21 protein-coding genes are annotated in these 24,947 nt (G+C 43.7%); 14 read left to right on the top strand and 7 right to left on the bottom strand.

Features of this window, described 5'->3' with window-relative positions; all coding sequences use genetic code 11:
- The first annotated feature begins 213 nt into the window (after positions 1-213).
- A complete protein-coding gene (locus IFO66_RS00775) occupies positions 214-2,091 on the top strand; it encodes a glucose PTS transporter subunit IIA (RefSeq protein ID WP_420488633.1) in 1,878 nt (625 codons plus the stop codon).
- 6 nt (positions 2,092-2,097) lie between these two features.
- Entirely contained in the window at positions 2,098-3,891 is a 1,794-nt protein-coding gene (ptsP, locus tag IFO66_RS00780; protein ID WP_192023316.1) for a phosphoenolpyruvate--protein phosphotransferase, read from the top strand.
- Between the two features lie 123 nt (positions 3,892-4,014).
- Here ptsP and IFO66_RS00785 read toward each other — a convergent pair whose 3' ends face one another.
- Positions 4,015-4,539 (bottom strand): type 1 glutamine amidotransferase domain-containing protein, encoded by a 525-nt coding sequence (locus IFO66_RS00785; protein ID WP_028595767.1) that lies wholly within the window; start codon positions 4,537-4,539, stop codon positions 4,015-4,017.
- Positions 4,540-4,845: 306 nt separating this feature from the next.
- Between IFO66_RS00785 and IFO66_RS00790 the strand changes: the two genes are divergently transcribed.
- The 4 genes from IFO66_RS00790 to IFO66_RS00805 all read left to right on the top strand — a co-directional run bounded on the left by IFO66_RS00790 (position 4,846) and on the right by IFO66_RS00805 (position 7,624).
- Positions 4,846-5,283, top strand: a complete 438-nt coding sequence (locus IFO66_RS00790; protein WP_192023318.1) for a hypothetical protein — start codon at positions 4,846-4,848, stop codon at positions 5,281-5,283.
- Positions 5,284-5,371: 88 nt separating this feature from the next.
- Positions 5,372-5,713, top strand: coding sequence for a bacillithiol system redox-active protein YtxJ (ytxJ, locus tag IFO66_RS00795; protein ID WP_192023319.1), 342 nt, complete (start codon positions 5,372-5,374; stop codon positions 5,711-5,713).
- A 118-nt stretch (positions 5,714-5,831) separates the two neighbouring features.
- A complete protein-coding gene (gene ccpA, locus IFO66_RS00800) occupies positions 5,832-6,842 on the top strand; it encodes a catabolite control protein A (RefSeq protein WP_192023321.1) in 1,011 nt (336 codons plus the stop codon).
- Positions 6,843-6,925: 83 nt separating this feature from the next.
- On the top strand, positions 6,926-7,624 hold the full coding sequence (locus IFO66_RS00805; RefSeq protein ID WP_192023322.1) for a 5'-methylthioadenosine/adenosylhomocysteine nucleosidase: 699 nt from the start codon (positions 6,926-6,928) through the stop codon (positions 7,622-7,624).
- Positions 7,625-7,663: 39 nt separating this feature from the next.
- Here the strand turns inward: IFO66_RS00805 and IFO66_RS00810 are convergent, their stop codons facing one another.
- Together IFO66_RS00810 and IFO66_RS00815 are read right to left on the bottom strand one after the other, a co-directional pair.
- On the bottom strand, positions 7,664-8,848 hold the full coding sequence (locus IFO66_RS00810; protein ID WP_192023323.1) for an acetoin utilization protein AcuC: 1,185 nt from the start codon (positions 8,846-8,848) through the stop codon (positions 7,664-7,666).
- Positions 8,849-8,868: 20 nt separating this feature from the next.
- A complete protein-coding gene (locus IFO66_RS00815) occupies positions 8,869-9,501 on the bottom strand; it encodes a GNAT family N-acetyltransferase (RefSeq protein ID WP_192023324.1) in 633 nt (210 codons plus the stop codon).
- A gap of 248 nt (positions 9,502-9,749) precedes the next feature.
- On the opposite strand from IFO66_RS00815, the gene acsA reads away from it, so the two are divergent.
- Positions 9,750-11,474, top strand: a complete 1,725-nt coding sequence (gene acsA / locus IFO66_RS00820; protein WP_192023325.1) for an acetate--CoA ligase — start codon at positions 9,750-9,752, stop codon at positions 11,472-11,474.
- 91 nt (positions 11,475-11,565) lie between these two features.
- On the opposite strand, the gene IFO66_RS00825 is transcribed toward acsA, so the two are convergent.
- Both IFO66_RS00825 and rpsD read right to left on the bottom strand, forming a co-directional pair.
- Entirely contained in the window at positions 11,566-14,718 is a 3,153-nt protein-coding gene (locus tag IFO66_RS00825; RefSeq protein WP_192023326.1) for a penicillin-binding protein 1A, read from the bottom strand.
- Positions 14,719-15,059: 341 nt separating this feature from the next.
- Positions 15,060-15,659: a 30S ribosomal protein S4 gene (rpsD, locus tag IFO66_RS00830; protein WP_192023327.1), complete on the bottom strand. Its 600-nt coding sequence runs from the start codon at positions 15,657-15,659 to the stop codon at positions 15,060-15,062.
- A 524-nt stretch (positions 15,660-16,183) separates the two neighbouring features.
- On the opposite strand from rpsD, the gene IFO66_RS00835 reads away from it, so the two are divergent.
- The 6 genes from IFO66_RS00835 (at position 16,184) to IFO66_RS00860 (ending at position 21,747) form a co-directional block, all read left to right on the top strand.
- Complete coding sequence (locus tag IFO66_RS00835; protein ID WP_192023328.1) at positions 16,184-18,154, top strand: sensor domain-containing diguanylate cyclase; 1,971 nt, start codon at positions 16,184-16,186, stop codon at positions 18,152-18,154.
- Positions 18,155-18,241: 87 nt separating this feature from the next.
- Complete coding sequence (locus IFO66_RS00840) at positions 18,242-19,036, top strand: hypothetical protein (RefSeq protein WP_192023329.1); 795 nt, start codon at positions 18,242-18,244, stop codon at positions 19,034-19,036.
- Positions 19,037-19,149: 113 nt separating this feature from the next.
- The gene (locus IFO66_RS00845) at positions 19,150-20,265 is read left to right on the top strand and encodes an aminopeptidase (RefSeq protein ID WP_192023330.1); all 1,116 of its coding nucleotides are present in this window, start codon (positions 19,150-19,152) and stop codon (positions 20,263-20,265) included.
- 137 nt (positions 20,266-20,402) lie between these two features.
- Positions 20,403-20,645 (top strand): HPr family phosphocarrier protein, encoded by a 243-nt coding sequence (locus IFO66_RS00850; RefSeq protein WP_144991290.1) that lies wholly within the window; start codon positions 20,403-20,405, stop codon positions 20,643-20,645.
- Positions 20,646-20,790: 145 nt separating this feature from the next.
- Positions 20,791-21,090, top strand: a complete 300-nt coding sequence (locus tag IFO66_RS00855; RefSeq protein WP_192023331.1) for a DUF1507 family protein — start codon at positions 20,791-20,793, stop codon at positions 21,088-21,090.
- 267 nt (positions 21,091-21,357) lie between these two features.
- On the top strand, positions 21,358-21,747 hold the full coding sequence (locus IFO66_RS00860) for an Asp23/Gls24 family envelope stress response protein (protein ID WP_192023332.1): 390 nt from the start codon (positions 21,358-21,360) through the stop codon (positions 21,745-21,747).
- Between the two features lie 11 nt (positions 21,748-21,758).
- Here IFO66_RS00860 and ftsW read toward each other — a convergent pair whose 3' ends face one another.
- Entirely contained in the window at positions 21,759-22,937 is a 1,179-nt protein-coding gene (gene ftsW, locus IFO66_RS00865; protein WP_192023689.1) for a putative lipid II flippase FtsW, read from the bottom strand.
- A gap of 112 nt (positions 22,938-23,049) precedes the next feature.
- Positions 23,050-23,397: a YugN family protein gene (locus IFO66_RS00870; RefSeq protein ID WP_192023333.1), complete on the bottom strand. Its 348-nt coding sequence runs from the start codon at positions 23,395-23,397 to the stop codon at positions 23,050-23,052.
- Between the two features lie 315 nt (positions 23,398-23,712).
- On the opposite strand from IFO66_RS00870, the gene IFO66_RS00875 reads away from it, so the two are divergent.
- The gene (locus IFO66_RS00875) at positions 23,713-24,921 is read left to right on the top strand and encodes a M20 metallopeptidase family protein (RefSeq protein WP_192023334.1); all 1,209 of its coding nucleotides are present in this window, start codon (positions 23,713-23,715) and stop codon (positions 24,919-24,921) included.
- Positions 24,922-24,947 lie beyond the last annotated feature (26 nt).

The following is a 24,947-nucleotide window of genomic DNA, read 5'->3' on the forward strand; positions in this document are numbered from 1 at the left end:
CACAATCTCATACATCATTCTCAACGGATCATGCTATAATGAATGCATAGTAACGATACGTTGAGCGTGTGGAATGCCGGAGTCGGCTGCTGCATTCAGGGCGGTCTTGCTTCGGCATTTTCCTGTGCGCTCATGATTACGAATAAAGAACATATACAACGGTTATAGGGTCCAACCGTCATAGGATGATGAAACTGTGAAGGAGAGATGCTCTTGAACCAATTAGGATCATTACAGCAGCTTTCGCGTGCCATAATGCAACCGTTAATGATACTGCCAGCTATAGCAGTTGTATTATTTGTAGGCTATGTGCTCAACTGCTTTGGTTTCGTTGAAGCTTCTACGTGGATGCAATCTTCGGCCAAAGGGCTCTTGGATATGATGCCTTACCTATTTGCGGCTGGTGTAGCCTTGGGTATGTCTAACAACTCCGGCGTTGCAGCGATGTCAGGATTGCTCGGCATTTTTATTTTTTATAAGCTTGTTAGTGAAGTGCTGCCAACTAATGTTGTAGAACCGACTATTTTAATTGGAATTGTATTTGGTATGATGGCTGGGGCCATACATGAGAGATTTCATGCGATAAAGCTGCCGGAGTACATGCAAATATTCGGTGGCGCTAGGTTAGTTGTACTTATCATGATCGTATTATCTGTGGCGTTATCCTTTTTATTTATTCAGATTCTTCCTGGCTTAAACAATGTCATTCAGATTATAGGACATGAAATTATGGCATTAGGCAGCTTTGGCGTGTTCTTATATGGGGTTGTTCATCGTGTGTTGATTGTATTTGGCCTGCATCATTTGCTGAACAACTTAGTATGGTTTCATGTGGGAAGCTTCACGGATGCGAGTGGTAGTGTGTATACCGGCGATATGGTTCGCTTTTTTGCTGGAGATCCGACTGCAGGCGGTTTTATGGCAGGATTGTTTCCGATTACGATGTTTGCATTGCCAGCCGTAGCAATGGCGATTATCCATGAGTCAAGGGAAGATTTGAGACCAAAAGTAAAGAAAACATACCTAACAGCAGCAGGCTCCTCTTTCCTAACAGGAATTACGGAACCGATTGAATTTGCCTTTTTGTTTGCTGCTCCTTACTTATTTATTGTTCACGCCTTGTTGACAGGGCTGGCAATGTGGATTACCTTCGAACTTGGTATACTCCATGGATTCTCTTTCTCTGCTGGAGCCATTGATTATATCGTTAATTTGCATTTGGCGAATAAAGGGTTGCTCTTACTGCCTATCGGTATTGTGTTTGGCTTGTTGTATTACGGTATATTCCGCTTCGCGATACAGAAGTACCAGATTCCTACTCCAGGAAGGGTAGAAGCAACACTGTTAGACGATATGGCAGGCGATTTGCTGCATCGGGTACCTTTAATTATTCAGGCGCTCGGAGGAAAAGACAATCTCGTAGAAGTGCAAGCTTGTATTACAAGACTTCGTCTTCGAGTACGTCAAGAGAAGAAGATTGATCGTCATGCATTACGAATGCTTGGCGCAGTCGGCGTACTTCGCTTAGGTGGAGGTCATGTGCAGGTCGTTTTTGGAACCTATTCCGAATTTATTCGTGATGAAATGCTAAAACGATTGCAACGAGATAGCAAGCAAGTATCACTGGTCGCTCCTTTGCAAGGGCGTATGATTCCTATCGAAGATGTTCCAGACACCATATTTGCTAAGAAGCTAGTAGGGGATGGAGTAGCCTTTATTCCTGATAAAGGGGAGCTTGTAGCGCCTGTAGCGGGCTTTGTGCGCCATATTTATCCGACGATGCATGCGATTGGCATTGAAACAAAAGAAGGAGTTGAGGTTCTGCTTCACATCGGAATCGAAACTTCTGGCTTGAATGGGTCTGGCTTCCAGTCTATTGTAAAAGAGGGAGATCAGGTCAAGCCTGGGCAACTATTGATTAAATTCGATATGGCTTATATTAAGAAAAGGGGCTGTTCGCTGGTAACGCCTATGGTTATTACAAACTCGAATCGTATAGCTTCTTGGAGTAAGGCTCCTTTTACAATAGTAAAGAAAGGACAGACGTCAGTGCTGTCAATTGTATTGCATGAAGACGGACATGGGGGGTGAGTAGAGATGATACAAACAGCGCGTGGAATTGGTGCATCCAGTGGAATTGCGATTGGCAAAGCTTTTGTACTGCCGTCGTGGGAATGGGACGTTCCTGAGAAGAAGATGGACCCTTCTGATTTGGCGAAGGAGTTTGAGCGTCTGTACGAAGGTGTTCGTTCTTCTAAAGATGAGATTCAGTATATAAAAAATGAAATTAGCGAGATGGTTGGCAAGGAAGAATCAACGATATTCGATGCTCACTTGGCTATTTTGGAAGATCCGGTGTTTATGAATGAAATTCAAGGGATCATCCAACGCCAATACAAGGCGGCAGAAGTGGCTGTCAAAGAAGCGATCGATCATTTCGTAACGATGTTCGACTTGCTGGATGATGACTATATGAAAGAACGGGCATTAGATATTAAAGATGTCGGCAATCGTCTATTGAAGCATTTATTGGGAGCACCTGAAATTACACTTCCGACGGATGCCAACCCGTATATTTTAGTTGCAAAAGAGTTGTCGCCATCTCAGCTTGTGCATTTGAATCCTAAAAATGTGTTAGGTATTGTCATGTTGATGGGTGGGAAGACCTCACACTCTGCTATTATGGCTAGAGCGCTGGGAATCCCACTTGTGCTTGGGCTGGAAGGCAAGCTAAAGGAGCCGATCCAAACTGGAGAAAAAGTCGTTGTGGACGGCGAACAAGGGCATGTATTGGTTGAACCGTCTGCTGAAGTGTTGGCATGGTACAAAGAGCGTCAACGTGTGTTTCAAGATGAGATGGCTGAATTGTGTAAAATTAAAAGCTTGCCTGCTGTTACAACAGATGGACATTCTATTCATTTGGCGGCTAACATTTCTTCAACAAGGGAATTGGATATAGCTGTTCAAAACGGGGCGGAGAGCGTAGGCTTATTCCGCACAGAATTTATGTATATGGATCGAATTTATCCGCCTAATGAAATGGAGCAGTTTACGGTTTATCGTGAGCTTGCTCAAACTTTTAGAGAGAAGACGGTCATCATTCGAACGTTGGATATCGGTGGAGATAAACCAATGGATTATTTGCAAATACCAGAGGAAGACAATCCATTCCTAGGGTATCGCGCAATTCGCATTTGTCTGGATCGGACCGATGTATTTAAGACACAACTGCGTGCTATATTGCGAGCGAGCGATTATGGCCCGATTAAGGTCATGTTCCCTATGATAAGCTCTATGGAAGAAATCGTGGCCGCAAAACGTATTCTTGAAGAAGCTAAGCAGGAGCTTAGAGAAGAAGGACAGGCGTTTAACGAGGACATTCCAATCGGAATTATGATTGAAGTGCCTGCAGCAGCAGCGATGGCAGATTTCTTGGCTGAAGAGGTAGATTTCTTTAGTATTGGGACGAATGATCTTGTTCAGTACACCCTTGCGGTTGATCGGATGAATGAACAAATCGCTCATATGTATGATCCCTACCATCCTGCTGTATTGCGTTTAATTCGTCAAACCGTTGAAGCTGCGAAGCAGAAAGGCATCCATGTCGGGGTATGTGGGGAAATGGCTGGTGATCCGCGTGCAGTGCCATTGTGGGTTGCGCTTGGCATTGATGAGCTAAGTATGTCGTCGCGTACGATTCCGCGTGTTAAAGCTGCGATACGCAGAACTTCATGTGAGGATTCCAAAAGCCTTGCTTCTCAACTGTATCGCTGCCGTACCAAGGCAGAAATAGAAGGGGTGCTGGGCTTCGAATCGTTACCACCTACTTCTTCATTTGAGCAAGCAGAGGCAGCCATGAAATATGTAAATTCAGAATCGCTTGAGCAGTAGAGCGATGATGTAGGTTTTACGTTATAAATCGGCGAAACTACAACAAAAAGCTCTCGATCCGAGGATCGAGAGCTTTTTGTTGTCATCAATATAGCCGTGTGTATGTTTGTATCATACTTATACTTACGCTTGAGCAAGTACATCACAAAATGCTTTGCCGTAAGCAGGCAAATCTGGTGGGCGACGTGAAGATACTAAGTTGCCGTCAATGACAACATCTTCATCAATCCACGTTGCTCCTGCATTCTCCATATCGTCACGAATACCAGGTGTAGAAGTAACTTGGCGCCCGTTTAGAATTTTTGCAGAGATAAGCACCCAGCCAGCATGACAGATTTGTCCGATAGGCTTGTTAGCCTCGTTCATTTCACGAGTGATGCGAAGCACATCTTCATATCGGCGCAGTTTATCTGGAGCCCAGCCTCCTGGAACGAGTAGACCATCATAGTCAGCTGTATGAATATCTTTAAAAGCATAATTCGAGGTAGCAGGTACACCATATTTTCCAATATACGTTTTTCCTGTCTCAGCACCTACAAGATGAACCTCAGCACCTTCTTCACGAGCACGGTATACGGGATACCACAATTCTAGGTCTTCAAACTCTTCATCGACGAGTGCAATGACTTTCTTGCCTTCAAGTCTCATCATGACTTCCTCCTTTCAATCCAAACAAGATGGGCGAATAGAATAAGCTAGTGTTTGTGCAGCTTGCTTTTTATTACCCATAAACGTACTTAAATTAACATATTTAGACGTCATTCACAAGGACAAGAGAGAGAATTATCATTGGAAAACATAACAGGTATATGAATTGTAAATATATTCATGCGAATGTACAGGAGGATAACGGTGGAAGAAGTCGAAATAGTATTGATTATTAATCGTGTTGTGCTATTACAGAGAGAGAGAAGTTAGGTGAGAGAAACTATATACCGGCTAGGGGGATTACGGATGAAGAAGAACTGCTCTTGTGGTCAAGGAATGGACATTACAATGCGTACTATTGTTCATGCACGTAAAATACATATACATCATGTGCCCGTATACACCTGTGGAAGTTGTCAATATTCCGAACTGCTGCCCAATGTAAAAGATGAAGTTGTGTTTATTATGCGCCGTCTCGTTCAAAAAGGGATGGTTGAAGAACAGAGTGTTGCGTTTGATCATATGCATGAAGTGGCCAGCGTAATCAAAGAGTGCTTGGAATACAAGGAAGACGATCATCTTGCCTTATTTGAGAGAATCAGCACTGAGCGTGTTAATCATTTGTTGGACGTGTATCTTGTCGCTAAAACATGCAAAGATACCGATTGGATGACGGATATAGAGCGTAGATTAAATCAGCTGGCAGGTTTTAGAGTTGAGGATCATCAGGCTAAAATAAGTTAATGAGCATCGACCCATAATAGAATGGATTAGAGGAATAGAAAGACAAACTATATCTTGTGGCCTATTGCTGCAAATGAGAGGTGTCGTTATGAAAACTATCACCACACATGAAGAGCTCCAACAGGGGATTCAGCGTTCCCACGAAAGTACTTTCGTTATTTTTAAGCATAGTACGCGCTGTCCGGTTAGCAGCAGTGCTAATGAAGAAATGAAGCATGTCGTTGATGTTTTTGAACCGAAGGGCATTTCATTTGGGCTTATTTACGTCGTTGAGAACCGTGATGTTTCGCTCGCTTGCGCAGATCAGCTTGGTATAAAACATGAGTCTCCGCAAGTACTGGTCTTAAAAGACGGTCAAGTGGTGTGGCATGACTCTCATTATAGAATTCGATATGATAATATAGAGCAAGTTTTAACGACTACTCCTTAAAATCCGACATTTTGTGATGAAAACTGATTGCTTCATTGCGATTTTTCAGAAAATAAAGTAATATGAAATGTAATATGTATGTACGTATTAAATAACTCGGTAATTGGAGAGAAGGATCGTGACGGTAACTATTTATGATGTAGCTAGAGAAGCTGGCGTGTCAATGGCGACAGTTTCCCGGGTTGTAAATAACAATCCGAACGTGAAGCCGCAGACGCGTAAGAAAGTATACGAAGCGATTGAACGTTTAGGCTATCGCCCAAATGCGGTTGCTCGTGGTCTGGCGAGTAAAAAGACGACGACCGTAGGTGTTGTTATACCTGATATTTCGAATTCGATCTTTGCTGAGATTGCGCGTGGTATTGAAGATATTGCTAATATGTATCATTACAATATCATTCTTTGTAACGCCGATAAGAAGAAGGAAAAAGAAATTCGGGTTATTAACACGTTATTGGAGAAGCAAGTTGACGGCTTGTTATTCATGGGCGGTGTCATTACGGAAGATCATATTCAAGCTTTCCGTACAGCGTCTGTTCCGATTGTTTTATGTGCGACGAGAGATGAGAACGGTATCATGCCGTCCGTGGATATAGATCACGAGGCAGCTGCATTTGATGCTGTAAATACGCTGATCCGTCATGGACATCGTGAGATTGCAATGATCAGTGGAACGTTGCAGGATCCTGCTAATGGATATGCACGATTCCAAGGCTACAAGCGTGCCCTTGAGCGCGCTGGTATTGATTACAAGGAAGACATGGTTCGCATCGGTAACTATCGTTATGAGTCCGGTGTAGAAGCTATGCAGTATTTCTTGGGCTTGAAGAAGCGTCCAACAGCTATTTTCTCTGCAACAGATGAGATGGCGATTGGAGCGATTCATTCGATACAAGATGCAGGGCTTAAAGTTCCTGACGATTTCTCGATCATTAGTGTAGACAACATCCGCATGGCATCGATGGTTCGACCGCAGTTAACTACGGTTGCACAACCTATGTATGATATTGGTGCTGTAGCGATGCGTTTGCTCACAAAGTTGATGAAGAAAGAGAATGTGGAACAATCCCAGGTCATTTTACAACATGAGATCATTCATCGTCTGTCCATTAGCCATGTGAATGAATAGTCTGCTTGGACAGCGGTACGAAGCCCCGTATCTCGGGGCTTTTTTTGACCATATAACGGAATATAGGAGCGGGGGTTATTCAGATGACAATTGGTATTATCGGTGCAATGGATGAAGAAATTGCTTTGTTATTGCAAGCAATGGGTCAAGTTGAGGAACATGAGCAGGCGGGAAATCGTTACTATCGTGGAACGCTGCATCACCACTCTGTTGTTGTATGTAAGTCCGGCGTCGGGAAAGTGAATGCGGCTATTACGACTCAAGTACTTATTGATCGTTTTAGTGTAGAGCGTATTCTCTTTACAGGTGTTGCAGGTGCGGTTAATCCCATGCTGAACATTGGCGATATTGTCATTTCTTCTGCCTGTATTCAACATGACATGGATGTAACGGCATTAGGTTTCAAATTGGGTGAGATTCCGTACCAATCCAACTCTATTTTCCGTGCTGATCAGCAGCTAATTGAATTAGCGAAACGTGTCTGCGAAGAAATTGTGCCGCAGCGCCATATGGTAGGTATCGTACTTTCAGGTGACCAATTCATCGCTAGCCGTGAAAAAGTAAAAGCGCTATATGAGACTTTCAATGGTGCTTGTACAGAGATGGAAGGTTCGGCTGTTGCTCAAGCTTGCAGCCTAAATAATGTCCCATTCGTTATCATTCGCTCGATGTCGGACAAGGCAGATGGCTCGGCACATGTGAACTTTGCTGAGTTTACAGTGGAAGCATCAGAACGCTCTTATCAAATGATCGATCATATGCTGCAGCAATTGCCTGCATAAACGTTAAGCCGCTCTTATATAAAGAGCGGCTTTCATTATTTATCTAATATACTCTTGCGCTAAGGTTACAATGTGGGAGTTCTGCTTCTCAATAAGCTCACGCCTTGGCATTGGCGTCCAATCGCTCGTATCATCGAGCCAAGTAGTAGGCAGTGGTGTAGGGGACTTGTACTGCCATTTATGCAGCCAAGCAGCGGGTAGTGGTGTAAGTGGATCTGTTCTCAGTTGAGCGGCTAGAGGATGCTGAATCATTTCGAGCCATAGAAGGCTCCATGCACGTGGAACGACACGCCAAATGTCATATCCTCCGCCTCCGAGAGCTACCCATCTGCCATTACAGTAGGTGTGAGCAAGTTGATGAATGATAGCAGGCATCTCTTGATAAATTCGCATACTGCAATGCATGTGGGACAGTGGATCCAAGGCGTGTGCATCACAACCATGCTGACTTACGATAATATCTGGCTTGAAGCTAGCAGCAGCTCGTCCAATCGTGTCTCGAAAGCTTGATAGCCATGAATCATCTTCAGTGTAAGGCTCCAGTGGCACGTTGACACATATACCGAATCCTTCGCCTTCCCCTCGTTCTTGCACGAATCCTGTGCCTGGAAATAAGTATTTGCCTGTTTCGTGGATGGAATAGGTCATGACTTCAGGGTCTGTGTAAAATGACCACTGCACACCATCGCCATGGTGCACGTCCGTATCGATATACAGTACACGTGCACCGTACTTTTTGCGTATAGACGCTATGGCAATTGAGGCATCGTTATAGACACAGAAACCTGCTGCTCTGTCAGGGAATGCATGATGCAGACCTCCTGCCATATGAAGAGCATGGAGCGCTTTCCCTTCCATCACAGCCTCGCATGCAGCTATGGATCCGCCTACGATAGCGCTTGCAGCTTCATGCATGCCTTCGAAGTATGGTGTATCTTCGTGATCGAGGCCATATTGAGCAGTGCGGACAAGATAGTCTGGGTCAGGGATCGTTTGGCTAAGTTCTTTGACGGCTGTAATATAATCTTCACGGTGATTCAATTGTAGTGCCTCAAGTGAAGCGCAGGCTGCTTGAATTTGTTCAGTTGGATACAGGGCACCAATTTGAAACAAAAGATCCTGAGTCATCTCAATTCTTCTCTGATCGAAAGGATGATCTGCATAGAAGCGGTACTGCAGCGCGTCATCGTGCAGAAAAAATAGAGACTTATGCGAATCTGTCATCGCGCTTTCCTCCTGACGATCTAATACATGAACCGCTGCTTGAAGCGAACGCGGTCGAATTGTTCTTTGGATGACAAAGGAACATCCTTACCAATACGAACCATTAGGCAATTTGCGGGATGAGAGCAGATTTCAGGATCATCCGTAGCGTACCAGATCATATCTACCGACTCCATCAGTTTTTCCATCATTTTGCGATAATCCCATACGCTTAATTTTGATCCTTCTAGATCCCAGTGCCAATAGTATTCGGTCGTAAATACGATGTAGTTCTCCATTTGTTCATCCTCAAACGCGGTTTGAATCATTTTTTTTCCTAATCCATAAGAACGATATTCTCTTGCTACTTCTACGGCTCCAAGCTCGACCAAATCATCCATTTGACCCTCTGACCAACGTTCTAGTTCGTCAGCATAGTGGAAGGTAACGTAGCCGACAATGGTCTGTCCGTCTCGTGCAACGATGATGCGTCCTTCGGGTAAAGCTGCTATCTCAACTAAGGCTTCGTGCTGTTCGCGCGGGCGTCGGAAGGCGTTAAGTCCACTGTGCATGTCCATCGTTTGGAGCACTTCTGGCTTAACGGGACCTTCGATAACGATAACGACATCATCACGTGTAACGACGTGCGCATGATAACATTTTCGATGTTCCATAGTCGACCACTCCTTATTCTCTTCACATAGGTTATAACAAAAAAAGGAACAGTTGAAAAGGAAAAGAATAGGCGAATTACAATTGGTGTGCTATAATAATGCTGTTGTTACTATGTTCATAGAATTTCCTCTTGACAACATGTACAGTCAACATCGTCCTTAAGCTTACAACTTCGTGAAAGCGGTTAACTATCGGTATCACATGGGAAAGTCCTAAAGAAGTGAATGAAACAGGAGGATGAAAGACAATGGGTAATGTGCAAGGAGAAATCATCGAAGCATCGGCATTGAGTCCGAACCTGAGCAGCTATGAATCAGCAGCAGAATCGTTTAATTGGGAAGAAGTTGAGAAGTATTTTACATGGCATGCGACTGGCAAAGTGAATATGGCACATGAGGCTATTGACCGTCACCTGGCAGAGGGGCGTGGTGATAAGGTTGCACTTTATTACAGTGATGCTGTGAGAGATGAAAGTTATACGTATGCGGAGCTCAGCCGCAAGTCCAATCAATTTGCGAACGTGCTGCGTAAGCAAGGGATTACGAAAGGTGAGCGTGTGTTTGTATTTATGCCGCGTACGCCAGAGCTATACTTTAGTTTGTTCGGTATTTTGAAAATAGGTGCTGTTGTAGGACCGTTATTTGAAGCGTTTATGGAAACAGCCGTAAAGGATCGACTAGAGGACAGTGGAGCGAGTGCCATTGTTACAACTCCTGAACTCCTTCATCGCATTCCGCGTGAGCAACTGCCTGAATTGAAGCATATCGTGCTTGTTGGTGAGAACATTCAAGCCGAAGAAGGTATTGTTGATTACTACGCAGAGATGGCTGTTGCTTCGGAAGAAGCGGAGATCGAATGGTTGGATCGTGAAGATGGACTCATTATTCACTATACTTCCGGTTCAACAGGTAAGCCAAAAGGTGTATATCATGTACAAAATGCGATGATCCAGCATTATTTTACGGGTAAAATGGTACTGGATTTGAAGGATGACGATATTTACTGGTGTACAGGTGATCCTGGTTGGGTCACTGGAACATCTTACGGTATATTTGCGCCATGGCTGAATGGCGCTACCAACGTAGTGCGTGGTGGTCGTTTCAGTCCACAGAACTGGTATTCAACGATTGAGCGCTACAAGGTAACGATTTGGTATAGTGCGCCTACAGCATTCCGTATGTTTATGGGTGCTGGAGATGAAATTATTAAAGAGTTTGACTTGTCGAGCTTGCGCCATGTGCTCTCAGTAGGTGAGCCGCTTAACCCAGAGGTAGTGCGTTGGGGGATGAAAGTGTACGGTCAACGCATTCACGATACGTGGTGGATGACAGAGACGGGCGGCCATATGATTTGTAACTATCCGAGCATGGCCATCAAGCCTGGCTCAATGGGACGTCCAATTCCAGGTGTGCAGGCATCGATTATTGATGATCAAGGTAATGAGCTACCTCCATATCGTATGGGTAATTTAGCAATTCGCACACCGTGGCCATCAATGATGCGCAAAATTTGGAATAATCCAGGCAAATACGAAGAATATTTCCGCCTCAAGGGCTGGTATGTGTCTGGCGACTCAGCTTATAAAGATGAGGATGGATACTTCTGGTTCCAAGGACGTGTCGATGATGTAATCAACACGGCCGGCGAACGCGTAGGGCCATTTGATGTGGAGAGCAAGCTTGTTGAGCATCCAGCAGTTGCTGAAGCAGGTGTCATTGGTAAGCCAGATCCACTTCGTGGGGAAATTATTAAAGCTTTCATCTCGCTAAGGGACGGCTACACACCGTCAGAGGAATTGAAGGCAGATATAGCGAAATTCGTCAAAGAGGGCTTGTCAGCCCATTCTGCTCCGCGAGAAATTGAATTCAAAGATAAGCTGCCTAAGACGCGTTCAGGCAAAATTATGCGTCGTGTGTTGAAGGCTTGGGAATTAAACTTGCCGACTGGTGATTTATCCACAATTGAAGATTAAGTATTTCACTGAGCATAATAAAGAGGGATATAAGCTACTATCAGCTTATATCCCTCTTTTATGTGTATTCGTTATGAAATGCGCTTTGTTGTTATTCTATCGTCACGCTTGATGATGCGGAGGATTCTCCTGCGCGATTTTCAGCCGTTACATGATAGGAGCCTTGTGGAGCATCGCTCGTATAGGTGAATGATGTACTGTTTGTGTTGCCTATACGTTTATAGGAACCACCTTGGCTGCTTTTGTGATACACATGGTATTTAGTAGCTGTAGCAGAGGAGTTCCACGACAGGGACACTCCTCCAGCTGTCTTGCTAGCACTCAGACCTGATGGAGTGTCCGGCTTGATGGATGATGACTCGTTGCCAGCCGAACCTGTTTCAGATGAGCCATTTCCATTCGTTGTCTGTCCGTTAGTTCCAGGTGTTTCAGTCGTGGAACCAGATGTATTACCTGGATTCGTGCCTGGTTCTAATGATGGATCTGTAGAATTGCCGTTGTTCGGATCTGTCGGTGGTGTTCCGCCGTTTAATGATGCCGTAGCAGATGCTACTGATTCTTTACCAACGACATCAACTGCTGTGACATAGTAGTTATAGCTGTGGGCATTAGAAATATCATTGCCGAACGTATAATTGTCACCAGCTAGGACAACTTTCCCTGTTCGTTGATAAGGTTTGCCATCGATAGAACGATACAGACGATAGCCTACAACATCGTTCGAACCGCTAGGGTTGAAGCTTATCGTTGCCTTGCCATTGCTCGATGAGACGCTAACAGAGCTTGGAGCTGTTGGTGCTTTTCCATCATCTTTGCGCGGGTCTTTCTTGGTTGGCGCGTCAGTTGATGCATCAAGTGGCAAGTACCATTCTAACGAGCGACGGCTGCTGCCGGACGATAAGTTTCCAAGGGCTCTTCTTAATTCGTCCATTAAAGTTTGAATCGGCTTTTCACGTTTGACAACAACTTTTTGCTGTGTCATATCATCAGGTGTAGCCGGATTGGCAATATAATTGACACCGTTGTACGTAATATACGTCATGCTGACAAGGACATCTTCGACTTTAGTCGGTACGTATTTACGGTTAAATAAATCTGTATTGAATTTATCCGTATTTTTGCTTGGCAGCTTACCGCTGTAGCCAGATACGGTCATTCTAACGATATCATCTGGACGTTTGAACGTTTTGTTTTTGAACATCTGTGGCTTGAGTTCAATGGCCTCGTCCATAATTTTTGCCCATATTTGCATCGAATCTTTCACTTCGTTACGACTCAATGTATGTTTTGGTTCTTTAAAGCCGACCCATACACCAAGCGTTACATCAGGACTATAACCAATGAACCAAGAATCAGCATCATTTTGTGTCGTCCCTGTCTTACCGGCAATCGTATAGTCATCATGACGGAATTTTCGATTTACCTCGCCGCCAGTACCATTCGTTACAGCTGTACGCAGCATATCTGTCATTAAGTATGCGGTTTGTGGCGATACAACTTGTGTTGGCTTAACTTTATGCGTGTAAACTTCTTTTCCGTTTGAATCTACAATTTTATTAATTAGGAATGCATCGTTAAATTTACCGCTATTTGCGATTGCCGCATAGGCATTTGTAAATTCTTCTACGGTAACTCCATTCGTTAGACCACCGATAACACCCGTTTGTGCTTGATAGTCTCGTTCATGTAAGGTAGTAATTCCAAGTTTTTCAACGAAATCCCATGCATTTTTCACTTTGAGTTTCTCGTTGAACAGCTTAATAGCAGGTGCATTCAAAGATTGATTCAAGGCATGCCGAGCTGTTACGAGACCTTGGAACTTACGTCCAGCATTAATTGGGATATGGTATGTTCCATCCCCGTTCTTCAAAATGACTGGAGCATCATCGATGATAGATGCAGGCTGTATAATTCCTTGCTCTAGTGCTGGCAAGAAGGCAGCAAGTGTCTTCATCGTTGATCCTGGTTGACGTAGCATCTGAGTGGCGTGATTCATTTGTTCTTTATAGAAATCACGGCCTTCAATCATACCTAAAATAGCGCCTGTACGATGATCGATCATCATAGCTGCTACTTGTTCTGTGCCTTTGACTGGATGATCCTTTGAGAAATTGCTAGGATCTTCTGCGATATTTCGCATCATCTTGTAAATTTTCTTATCAATCGTAGACGTAATGTGATATCCACCACGTAGAACTTCTGCTTTTGTATCCTCTAGAAGCTGCTGATGCTCTTCTTTGCGCAGATCAGCCTTTGTCATCTCAGGATTTCGGCTAAGAATAAGAGTTTCAACGGCTGCACGTTCTATATCCAACATTAAGTATGGATATGTAGAATATGCTTTCTGCCTCGGCTGCGCTAGTGATTTGCGGATATCGAATTTTAGTGCTTCTTCATATTGCTGCTGCGTAATTTTGTTCTCTTCTAACATCCGCTTTAATACAAGCTTTTGTCTTTTGATTGCGCGAGTGATGCCTTTTTCGTTATAAGCGCCTTTACCAGTAAAGGCGGTATAAGCAGAAGGCAGCTGCGGAAGTCCTGCTAAATAGGCGGATTGCGCAATATTCAGTTTATTCAAATCATGAACATTGAATATTCCTTTTGCAGCTGATTTGATTCCAAATACTTGATAGCCGTTTGCACCATTTCCGAATGGTACTTTATTCAAATAGGCTTCTAAAATTTGTTCCTTCGTTAGTATCCGCTCGATGCGCAAGGATAGGAAAATTTCTTTTGCTTTACGTGTATTTGTACGTTCAGCATTTAGAAACACACTTCGAGCAAGCTGTTGCGTTAATGTACTTCCCCCTGTCTGAACAGGTTTATCTAGTACTTGTTGCAATACAGCTCTTGATGTACCTCTTATGTCTATTCCGTTGTGCTCAAAGAAACGGTTATCTTCCGTTGCGATGAGTGCGTCTATTACGACTTTAGGGATCTGATCGTATTTAATAGGGATACGATCTTCTTCTGTGCGAAGCTGACCGATAGGAGTGCCATCATTAAAATAAGCAAACCCGGTTATGGCATTCTCATCGACCTTCTGCACGATATGTTCTTTGGAGCGTATCGGGTCGTCTTTGACGAGAGAGGTAATGTATCCCACCGCAATGCCGCCTGCTAAGAAGCAGCAGAGAACGCCAAATAGCGTGAACCATTTGAACGTATTCCAAATGATACGTCCCACGGAACGCTTTGGACGAGTCGGGTCCCCCTTTGACTTCGTCAATGTCTCCTCAACCATACTTTCTTCCTCCTTAATGATTGCAGCGCTTCCCATTATACCACAAAAAAACACAAGATAAGTGTCTGTATATTCATGTAAATGCTTTTTTGTTTGGCGAAAAATATCATTAAATGTGAGTGCTTACACTTGCCACTCATTGCGATGGAAGAGGTTGGTGAAATAGTAGGGATAATGTGTGAATGTTGTAGAGGTATAGTTCCTTCTTTTGAAGTTATGTAGCAATAAGGATCTTGATGTCCGGATGGCTCAAGCTTGAGTTGAACGTAGGTAGGTGAATAAAAAAAAGAGGATATCCTCCAAGTTGTACAACTTGAAAGATAACCTCTTCTTCACATTGATTAACGGCTGTAGAACTCGACGATTTGCTTCTCATCGATTTCTTGGGACAACTCAGCGCGCTCTGGAAGGCGAACATACTTACCTTCAACAGCTGCTTCGTTGAACTCCAAGTAACCTGGCAAGTGGTGACGGCCTTCGATAGCTTCTTTAACCACTTTCAAGCTGCGGCTCTTCTCACGCAAACCGATAACGTCGCCAATGCTTACAGAGTAAGAAGCGATGTCAACTTTTTTACCGTTTACAGTTACGTGACCGTGGGATACCAACTGACGAGCTCCTGCACGGGAGTTGGAGAATCCAAGACGGTAAACAAGGTTGTCAAGACGGCTCTCAAGCAAGAACATGAAGTTCTCACCAGCGATACCTTGCAACTTCGTAGCGCGGTTGAACAAGTTGCGGAATTGCTTCTCGTTCATGCCGTACATGTGACGAAGTTTTTGTTTTTCTTGAAGCTGAACACCGTATCCGCTCAATTTTTTACGTTGATTTGGACCGTGTTGTCCTGGAGGATAAGCACGCTTCAATTCTTTACCAGTACCGCTCAAGGAAATTCCAAGACGACGGCTTAATTTAAACTTAGGACCTGTGTAACGAGACATAATATATTGACTCCTTTTTCGTTCAAGTATAGGTTAGAATGCGGGTCTTTTGCGTCGAATTCATACTTATGCAGACTCAATCGATTCGTGTCGTTGAGTAAGCTCAGACATAGTTGTTCAGCCGCAGCCATGCCTGCTATGAGATTCGTGAGGGTGACACAGATTCGCCCATATACATCAAGTAATTCTATAAGATAAGGCCAAGTCATGTCAAGATCCAGAATGTGAATCTAAATATACAATAAGTTGAAAAGTTGAAAAATTATCTTGAAATCATGACATATTTATGATTAGTTTTAATGTAGGATAATTTTTCAAGGGAAAGTATGTCATTACTACTTTACATATTGAACAGCATTAGGTTATAGGATTTCCAATTCATAGATGAAGTATACGAATTTTTATTCCTCGATATAGTTCTTATGGCCTAAAAATTTTTGCGACGATGATTGGACGTAGTACCTTTTCACAGTAATCTATTGTATGATTAATGAAAGAGACTATAGCGTTTGAAGGAGAAGGAAATGACGAATCGTCGACTCCATCCTCAGAGCAATGCTGGCTTAATAGCCAACTATCAACAGAATTGGAAGCGTAGTTTTGGTGCTGATCGAAGCCCGGAACATTGGTTGCTGCAACGTGATATCACGCTGCATGATTTGCCGTACACGCATTCTCTTCTACAAACCGCATATATCCAATGGTTACTAGAAATCCCATCCTCAATACGCAAGCATCTGAAATGCGTAATGTTGTATGACTATAAAGGTGAATGTTTGGAAGGTTTGGACAAGCTGAATGAGCTAGGAACGGCTACGCCATTACAGGAGCTTGTACAGCGTGTACTATCTAAGCGCAAACCCGTGTGGGATGAAGAAACAGAATACGCAGGCAAAGTAGCTGCATTTCCAATCGTTTCCCGTTATACAAAGGAATTGGTTGGTATCGTTCAATTTGTATGCGAGGAGTCGGACTTGCTGCATTCGTTTGCGTTAGAAGGCTGGGTGTACGCTCTAAGAACCCATTTTTATCGCGAGTTCGAGCATTTGTTTGTAGAAGAGATGTATCATACACACCGTATGTCAGAGCGAGAAGCAGAGCGGCGAGAAGTGTTGTATTATGTGATGCGGCATATTCACGATCGGATAGATGTTGATTCTGTTCTATCGCAGATTATAGATGGCATACAGCGGCTCGTGCCAGATACGATTGTCGAGGTATACTTGTCTCAAGATCACCGCAGTGAGAATCCTAATGTCAAAGCGTTAGTGTTCAAGTCATGGGGCGATCCAATCGTTATGGAAGCCTTTATGAAAGGTGAGACATGTACCGCGAACTCTGATGCCGGATTCGAGGTTGCCTTTGCCCTTAACGGTAAACAAGGCTCGTATGGTGTGCTGAAGCTAATATTTGCACAAGAGCAGCCTGAAACTTCTGATCTTCAAGTTATCGAGCTTATTATCGAGACGGCTGGTACAGCGTTTGAAAATGCACGTTTGCACGAGCATGCCAACAATGTTATCCAAGAGCTGCGCCTTATTAATGAATTAACGAAACGCATTAATCAGAGCTTGCGTTTACGCGATGTGTTTGACGATGCTATGCATGAGTTGTTGCGCGTATTCCATGCTGATTTCTGCATGCTACTGCAGCTTAATGAGGACAAGTCCTTATTTGAGGTTGTTTCTTCCAACATGGCTGAATATGTAGGATCGTCGTACTCCACGCAAAAAGGATTGTTTGGATACGTACTTAACTTGCGTGAACCCGTTATTATTTCTGACAGTGAAGATCATCATATTGAACGTATTCAAATGATTGAAGATTTAGGATTGCGCTCCATTATTGCGGCACCGCTGTTTAGTGGTGGTGAATTAGTGGGGATTGTGGCGGTTGCTGATAAACGTCCTCATTTCTTTACGTATGATAATTTCAAGTTGTTGCAGATGCTAAGTGCGCATCTAGGTCTTGCAATAGCGAATGCGACTCTACATGATCGAGTGAAACATCTAGCGAATAAAGATCAGCTCACGGGCTTGTATGCAAGGCATTATTTGGACAAGCAAGTGAACCGTCAGCAGCAAAAAGATTTTTGCGGCTCGTTAATTGTTGTAGATATTGATTATTTTAAGCAGGTTAATGATACGTTTGGTCACCAGATTGGTGATAAAATACTCGTTCAAGTCAGCGATATTATTCGGTCCTCCATAAGAGAAACCGATATTGCTTCACGTTGGGGTGGAGAGGAAATTGCGGTGTACTTGCCTCAGCTTAATACAACGCAAACAAAGAAAGTTGCGGAACGGATTCGTAATCGTGTAGAGCAGGAGACGGATCCAAAAGTAACGGTTTCTTGCGGAGTTGCAGAGTGGAGCTGGCAAGATGAAAAGGTAAGTGTTGAAACGTTATTTTATCGAGCTGATATGGCACTGTACGAAGCAAAGAAAAAAGGGCGCAATGTGATTCAAATTGCAGTTGGCGAAGAACATGTATAATTGCCCTTCATATGAGTGAGTCTAAACGGGATGAGTCGATGTGCTCATCCCGTTATTTGTCTTCGTTCAGGAATGGAGGGGTCCCCTATGTTGAGGAACAGGGGCTGCACAATTTGGAAGCGGAACATAATTGTAGGGATTGTCCTACTGTTACTACTCGAATTGGTAGGATGCGATGCGCCGTTCTCCCAAAAGCCAGAAGAGGTACTGACTCGTGCTATCAGTGGGATGGCAGGTAAAGATCAGTTCTTTTTCGAGGGGATAGGCGAACTGAAAGTTGGAGAAGGTCAATTAAAGACGAAGACGATTCGGTTTCAAGGTGAGGTTCATAATCACAGAAGCACCCGTATGAAAATGACTCGGCAAGAGTATGCGGAAACGACGCCTCAGCGCTGGAATCCTATTCGACTGCTTACTGATATTCGTACGTCTCATAAACAAGTGAGCTATGTGGATTCAACGGTGGCTGCTGCTGGGAATGACCTTGACAGCTCTCCGTCAGAAGCAGATCGGCCCAAAATACTCGTGCGTGTCGATCTTGACCCTGATGAAGCTAAACGTGTGTTTGGCGAGCGAATGCTAGAGGAGTTCGATACAGCTGTTGTGCCAAGCCGAATATGGTCGCAGGGCAAGGAAGAACGTTCTGAGGCAGAACAGCAGGCACTGCAATCTCTTCTGTATAACCAAGTTGAAAGCTATCGGAATTGTTTTATTCAGATGCTTCAAGAGTCAGAAGTGAAGGCTAGTTACTATGTATGGATAGACCGCAAATCTCAGCTCCCACATCGGATCGAAGGTCAAATGGATGTTGTGTATAAAGAGCAAGGAATTCCTTACAGAGAAGCGATTCGAACGACGGCCAAGTTTACGCAATTCCGCTGACTTCTGGCTCCTTACATGGTACAATATCGTCATTGCGGCAAAGTTAACCAACAGTCAATAAGATTGTATAATCGCAATTTTAACAGCAAAGGCGAACTAGAGGAGGAGCATGTATGAAAGATCCTAGAATACAGAAATTGGCAGAGAATTTAGTGCAATACTCCGTAGATGTCCAACCCGGTGAACACATTTTGGTTGAAATGATTGGTTCTGAGCGTGAGCTCGTAGAATGTTTAGTTCATGAAATTGCGAAGCGCGGTGGACACCCTCATGTTGAGCTTACGGACCGCAAAGTACAGCGGGCATTGCTGATGAATGCAACGAAGGAGCAAATGGAAACGTGGAAAGAGTACGATCTCCTTCGTATGCAGCGTATGGACGGTTATATTGGCATTCGTGCAGGCGAGAACGTAAATGAAATGTCAGATGTTCCGGCAGACAAAATGAAGTTGTATGAGTCTTTCTATTCACATCCTGTACATATGGAAGAGCGTGTTAAGCGTACGAAGTGGGTCGTATTGCGCTATCCTAACGCATCGATGGCACAGTTGTCGAATACATCGACGGAAGCGTTCGAGAACTTCTATTTTGACGTATGTACATTAGATTACACGAAAATGGACCAGGCTATGGATGTTTTGAAAGATCTCATGGAGCGAACGGATCGTGTGCGTCTAGTAGGTAAGGGAACGGATTTGACATTCTCGATCAAAGGAATTCCAGCAGTGAAGTGCGCAGGCAAGCTTAATATTCCAGATGGAGAAATTTATACATCACCAGTTAGAGATTCTGTAAACGGCACGATCACATACAATGCGCCAACTTTATACAGTGGCACAACATTTGAAAATGTATCTTTCCGTTTTGAGAATGGCAAGATCATTGAAGCAACAAGCAACAATACGACACGTCTGAACGAAATTCTAGATTCAGATGAAGGCGCTCGCTACATTGGTGAGTTCGCTATTGGTGTGAATCCATATATTCTTCACCCGATGAAAGATATTTTATTTGATGAAAAGATTACAGGTAGCATTCACTTTACACCAGGACAGGCTTATGAGCAGGCGGATAACGGCAATCGTTCCTCTATTCATTGGGATCTTGTTATGATTCAGCGTCCAGAGTATGGTGGAGGAGAAATGTATTTTGATGATGTTCTAGTACGTAAGGACGGCTTGTTTGTTCTTCCTGAATTGGACGTTCTTAATCCAGATAATTTGAAATAGAAAGCAAATAAGGTCGTAATTTCCAAGTGTGGAATGGCCGATTATTACGCTTCTCCCTTGCATCGAGAGATATATTCAAGGTATGATGGAATTAGCAAACACTCATGTGCACAGAGTTTGATATTGGAGGGATTACAATGGCAGACAACAATGCTGCAGTCGTGGAAATTTCACAAAAGGCGAGCTCTTTCCGTTCTTCCATCGTGCTTCAAGCAGAAAATAAGTATATCGATGTTAAGAGCATTTTAGGCTTATTCACAACATTGGTAAACAGCCATGCTTATGAACTACATGTTCATGGCCCGGATGCTGAAGAAGCAAAGAAAACAATGGTAGAAGTGTTCCAGAAGCACGGCCTTAACATTAACATTGTTGAATAGTTATTCTATATAACAACGTACGCAAAAGCCGAGTAACGTAATTCGTTCTCGGCTTTTTCCATACCTACATCTTGTGTTCAATGTCATGATCGTCTAATATGATAATAGAACAATCGTGACCTCAGGTCATAGGGGGGAATTAGATATGACATCGTCGAATGTGCTGCAACAGTTGAACGATCGAGCGCTCGCCCTGTTGGAAGATGAGGCGCATCAAATAGAGAAGCTGATTCAAGTTCAGATGGAGAACTTGGCTACACGCTACTGTCCTCTCTATGAGGAAGTGTTGGACACGCAGATGTACGGATTCTCTCGCCAGGTCGACTTCGCTGTAAAGGCGGGTCTGTTACAAGAGCTGACAGGCAAACAGCTTGTCAGCAAGTTAGAACGGAATCTGGCAACCTTATACGAAGCATTGGAAAACCGTTCGGTATCTTCTTCGTAACGAAGCTTGGGTGACTGTAGTCGCCCAAGCTTTTTTGATCATAATATAGAATTATAAGCATCTGCTTCTTGAATCACTTTTAACTTCTATATGATCGAAATAAGAAAGATTCTAAACGCAGCTGCTCATCCTCAAAAGATTACAATAAGCATTTTTTGTCAGAAAATTAGCATTTCACACTAAGACAACATTCGCGAAGTTTCAACATTTGATTTCGGCGTTCAGTATCGGTACAATATTATCAAATGGAAAAGGAGGATGACGACGATGACGGAAGAGCAATTGATGAATCAAGAGGGGAATATTCGGATATCAGATGATGTCGTCGCCACCATTGCAGGACTTGCTGCCCTTGAAACTCCAGGTATTGCTGCGATGTCAGGGGGGCTGTCGGAAGGATGGGCTAAGCGTCTTTCAGGCAAGAATGTACAAAAAGGGGTTTCAGTCGAAGTAGGGCATTTAGAGACGGCGATTGACTTGCGTATTGTAGTACTGTATGGTATGCCAATTCATGAGGTTTGTCGTCAGCTTCAGCTGACAGTTCGAGAAGCTGTACAGAACATGACAGGCCTGACAGTTGTGGAAGTGAACATCAAAGTTGAAGGTGTAGCCTTCAAAGATGAAGAACTAGATGAAATTCAGCGTGTTGTACGCTAAAGAAAAAAAGACTACAGAGGCCTAATAGGCCGGTAGTCTTTTTTTTGTGTACGGGTTTGGGATGATTTACGCTCAGATGTCCGCTCTACACGACTCTGCTCACGGGAAATACTGAGTAGTATACCGATGCTTGTCATCGTGATAAGTAGAGATGATCCACCGTAACTGATAAATGGCAAAGTAACACCTGTAATCGGTATCGTACGAGTTACACCGCCAATATTAATAAATGCCTGGATGGCGATGCAGCCCATAATACCGACCCCCACTAGTGTGCCAAAAATATCAGGACAGCGCAGCGCGATTAATAGACCGCGCCAAACAAAGTAGGCGTAAATGAGCAAGAAGATTGATGTAAAAATAAAGCCAAGTTCTTCTGCAATGACAGCAAAAATAAAATCATTATAAGGATAAGGCAAATAGAACAGCTTCTGAATGCTTTGCCCGAATCCAGTGCCGAACCAGCCGCCATGAGCAATGGCCTTCAATGAATGAAGCAGATTGTAGCTGGCGTGTTGTGGATCATAGAATGGATCCAACCAAGACTTGATCCGATCCATCTGGTACCCTTGTGAAAAGGGGCTTCCACCGGAGAACAAAGCGTTAATACCTAATACAATTAATATCCCTAGCACACCGACAATAAAGCAATTGAATATATGCTTCAAATTGGCGCCCCCTGCAATAACGATGACACCTGCTGTCAATGTCAAAATAACAGCAGAACCAAAGTCAGGCTGGAGCATAATTAAGCCGACAACAACGCCGACGATAATCATGACGGGGAATAGGCCTGTCTTAAAATTACGGAAGCTCTCACCTTTCTTGGCGATTAGAGCAGACAAATATAATACAAGTGTTATTTTTGCTACCTCAGTAGGCTGTATTCCTAAGCCCCCGATTCCAAACCAACTGCGCGCTCCGTTACGCTCTTCTCCAACGTATGGAACAAGAAGAAGCATAAGAAGGGTGATTAGGAAAAATGGCATAAACCATTTTTTGAAAAACATATACGGTATGTTCATCGTTATAAGCAACGCAATGGTACCAAGTACAGCCCACATCATTTGCTTCTTTACAAAGTAAAGGGCATCGAAGTTCATCTTTTGAGAAACAGCTGCGACGTTAGAACTCGCACTGAATATCATAACGATTCCGAAGCCGACAAGCAGTAATGTGAGTGCAAGCATTGTGAAATCCGGCGTGCCACGGCTGAGTTGTTGTGTCTGAGGTGACTGACGTTTAGTTGGCTTAGCTGGTGGTTTGATGGATTTGTAAGTCGTCCGATTCAAAATGATCCTCTTATGCGCTCAGAGCTTGCTTTAGTTCAGACAACTTGTCTGTAGCGGCATTGAAAATCGGTTGAGGGATAGGTGTCTCATAGTCTAAGCCATGTGGGAATGTAGCTCTTCCCATGTATACATGCTCGATTTCAAGCAAAGCATCAGGCTTTTCTAGCTTGCCCTCTGTTACTCTCGTGTTAATGCGCAAATAGTAATCTTCGCCGCTTTTTTTGTCTTCGATCTTGAAATCATATGTAGCGCGGTAATATTCCCATTGCCAGCGAACGAAGCCGAGTGATTCACTAACTTCGTCAATGTGTGCTAAGTCCGTTACAAGCCCATTAAGGCCGGAGTTGTCAATAATCATGTGCCGATTCCTCCCTTATTCTACTAACGTCTAGTTCAACCTCCATTCCATGATAGTATGTTTCTACATCAACCGCAAGATATCCCAGTAGGGAAGGAGCGAAGATGGCGATTTTTAACAAAAAAAAGAATGCGTTTCATTTTCGTAATATAGTCCGTTCAAGGAAAAAGATTGTGTTACAATAATAGGAAATCTAACGAACAGCATCTACATATATAAGCGGATGCGTGTGGTAAATAAGTGTATTCGCGTGATACATGAAAAACAGTCACATACATAAATAAAACTTGTACCAGCAGAAGGGTGGAAGTAAGGATGAGGTATAATTGGTTCAATCAACAGCTGCTAGAACTGAACGACCAGATAGTAGCATGGCGTCGATATTTACATCAGCATCCTGAACGTTCCTATCATGAAGAGCAGACTGCAAGCTATATAGCGGAGCAGCTAGATACGATGGGGATTGACTATCGTAGTGGAGTTGGTGGTCATGGTATCGTCGCTACTATTTTCGCTAATGAACAGGATAGTGCTCCGATTGTAGCCTTGCGTGCTGATATGGATGCGCTAGAAATACAGGATGAAAAGCAGTGTGAGTATACATCGACTGTGCCTGGGACGATGCACGCGTGCGGTCATGATGGACATATGGCTACTTTGTTGGCGGTAGCGAGTGTGCTGCAGCGTAATAGAGACAAATGGCGAGGGCAAGTTCGCTTACTGTTTCAACCAGCTGAAGAGGTTAGTCCTGGTGGAGCTCAGCAGATGATCAAAGATGGAGCGTTAGATGGTGTTTCCTCCATATATGGGGTTCACCTCTGGACACCGATTCCTTACGGAAAGTTTGCTATTTGCGAGGGGCCAATGATGGCGGCAGTAGATGACTTTTTCTTAACGATAAATGGAAAGGGCGGACATGGTGGAATGCCGCATACTTGTATCGATGCGGTAGTCGTTGGTGCCGCGCTTGTGCAGCAATTGCAAACGATTGTTAGTCGTCACCTCTCTCCACTAGAGCCTGCTGTTGTCTCTGTTGGTACGCTGCAAGCAGGAAAGACCCAAAATATTATTGCAGACCGAGCCATCATGAATGGTACACTCCGTTCGTTTAGTCCGGTTGTTCGAGAGCAAATAATCGAACGTTTGGAGCATATTACACGACATGTTTGCGAGATGTATGGCGCTTCGTATGATTTACACATTCGACGTGGATATCCTGCATTGAATAATGATTTGATTGAGACGGAGCGTATGCGTGCGGTAGCTGTTGAACAGTTTGGTGCAGCAGCGTTGGAAGTAGCTGAGAAAATGATGCCCGCTGAAGACTTTGCCTACTACGGTCAGCATATACCTGCCTCATTCATGCTAGTAGGTGCTGGTAATGAACAAGAAGCGAAGTACCCTCATCATCATCCAATGTTTGATTTCGATGAGCAAGCTATGATTCTAGCAGCAGAGCTGCTTGGTGTGACAGCGTTGGAGGCACTAGAACAGAAATACCTTGAGGTTGGTGTGAATGCATAAAAGTCGAGAAGGAGTTAGCCGTGAAT

It is taken from the genome of Paenibacillus arenosi, from assembly GCF_014841135.1.
GTDB lineage: Bacteria > Bacillota > Bacilli > Paenibacillales > Paenibacillaceae > Paenibacillus_B > Paenibacillus_B arenosi.

What these genes read in the sequence shown, in the direction of transcription:
- ptsP (WP_192023316.1), top strand. Translation starts at nt 2,098, where the DNA reads ATGATACAAACAGCGCGTGGAATTGGTGCATCCAGTGGAATTGCGATT.
- IFO66_RS00785 (WP_028595767.1), bottom strand. Translation starts at nt 4,539, where the DNA reads ATGAGACTTGAAGGCAAGAAAGTCATTGCACTCGTCGATGAAGAGTTT.
- IFO66_RS00790 (WP_192023318.1), top strand. Translation starts at nt 4,846, where the DNA reads ATGAAGAAGAACTGCTCTTGTGGTCAAGGAATGGACATTACAATGCGT.
- ytxJ (WP_192023319.1), top strand. Translation starts at nt 5,372, where the DNA reads ATGAAAACTATCACCACACATGAAGAGCTCCAACAGGGGATTCAGCGT.
- IFO66_RS00805 (WP_192023322.1), top strand. Translation starts at nt 6,926, where the DNA reads ATGACAATTGGTATTATCGGTGCAATGGATGAAGAAATTGCTTTGTTA.
- IFO66_RS00810 (WP_192023323.1), bottom strand. Translation starts at nt 8,848, where the DNA reads ATGACAGATTCGCATAAGTCTCTATTTTTTCTGCACGATGACGCGCTG.
- IFO66_RS00815 (WP_192023324.1), bottom strand. Translation starts at nt 9,501, where the DNA reads ATGGAACATCGAAAATGTTATCATGCGCACGTCGTTACACGTGATGAT.
- acsA (WP_192023325.1), top strand. Translation starts at nt 9,750, where the DNA reads ATGGGTAATGTGCAAGGAGAAATCATCGAAGCATCGGCATTGAGTCCG.
- IFO66_RS00825 (WP_192023326.1), bottom strand. Translation starts at nt 14,718, where the DNA reads ATGGTTGAGGAGACATTGACGAAGTCAAAGGGGGACCCGACTCGTCCA.
- rpsD (WP_192023327.1), bottom strand. Translation starts at nt 15,659, where the DNA reads ATGTCTCGTTACACAGGTCCTAAGTTTAAATTAAGCCGTCGTCTTGGA.
- IFO66_RS00835 (WP_192023328.1), top strand. Translation starts at nt 16,184, where the DNA reads ATGACGAATCGTCGACTCCATCCTCAGAGCAATGCTGGCTTAATAGCC.
- IFO66_RS00840 (WP_192023329.1), top strand. Translation starts at nt 18,242, where the DNA reads ATGTTGAGGAACAGGGGCTGCACAATTTGGAAGCGGAACATAATTGTA.
- IFO66_RS00845 (WP_192023330.1), top strand. Translation starts at nt 19,150, where the DNA reads ATGAAAGATCCTAGAATACAGAAATTGGCAGAGAATTTAGTGCAATAC.
- IFO66_RS00850 (WP_144991290.1), top strand. Translation starts at nt 20,403, where the DNA reads ATGGCAGACAACAATGCTGCAGTCGTGGAAATTTCACAAAAGGCGAGC.
- IFO66_RS00855 (WP_192023331.1), top strand. Translation starts at nt 20,791, where the DNA reads ATGACATCGTCGAATGTGCTGCAACAGTTGAACGATCGAGCGCTCGCC.
- IFO66_RS00860 (WP_192023332.1), top strand. Translation starts at nt 21,358, where the DNA reads ATGACGGAAGAGCAATTGATGAATCAAGAGGGGAATATTCGGATATCA.
- ftsW (WP_192023689.1), bottom strand. Translation starts at nt 22,937, where the DNA reads ATGCTTGCACTCACATTACTGCTTGTCGGCTTCGGAATCGTTATGATA.
- IFO66_RS00870 (WP_192023333.1), bottom strand. Translation starts at nt 23,397, where the DNA reads ATGATTATTGACAACTCCGGCCTTAATGGGCTTGTAACGGACTTAGCA.
- IFO66_RS00875 (WP_192023334.1), top strand. Translation starts at nt 23,713, where the DNA reads ATGAGGTATAATTGGTTCAATCAACAGCTGCTAGAACTGAACGACCAG.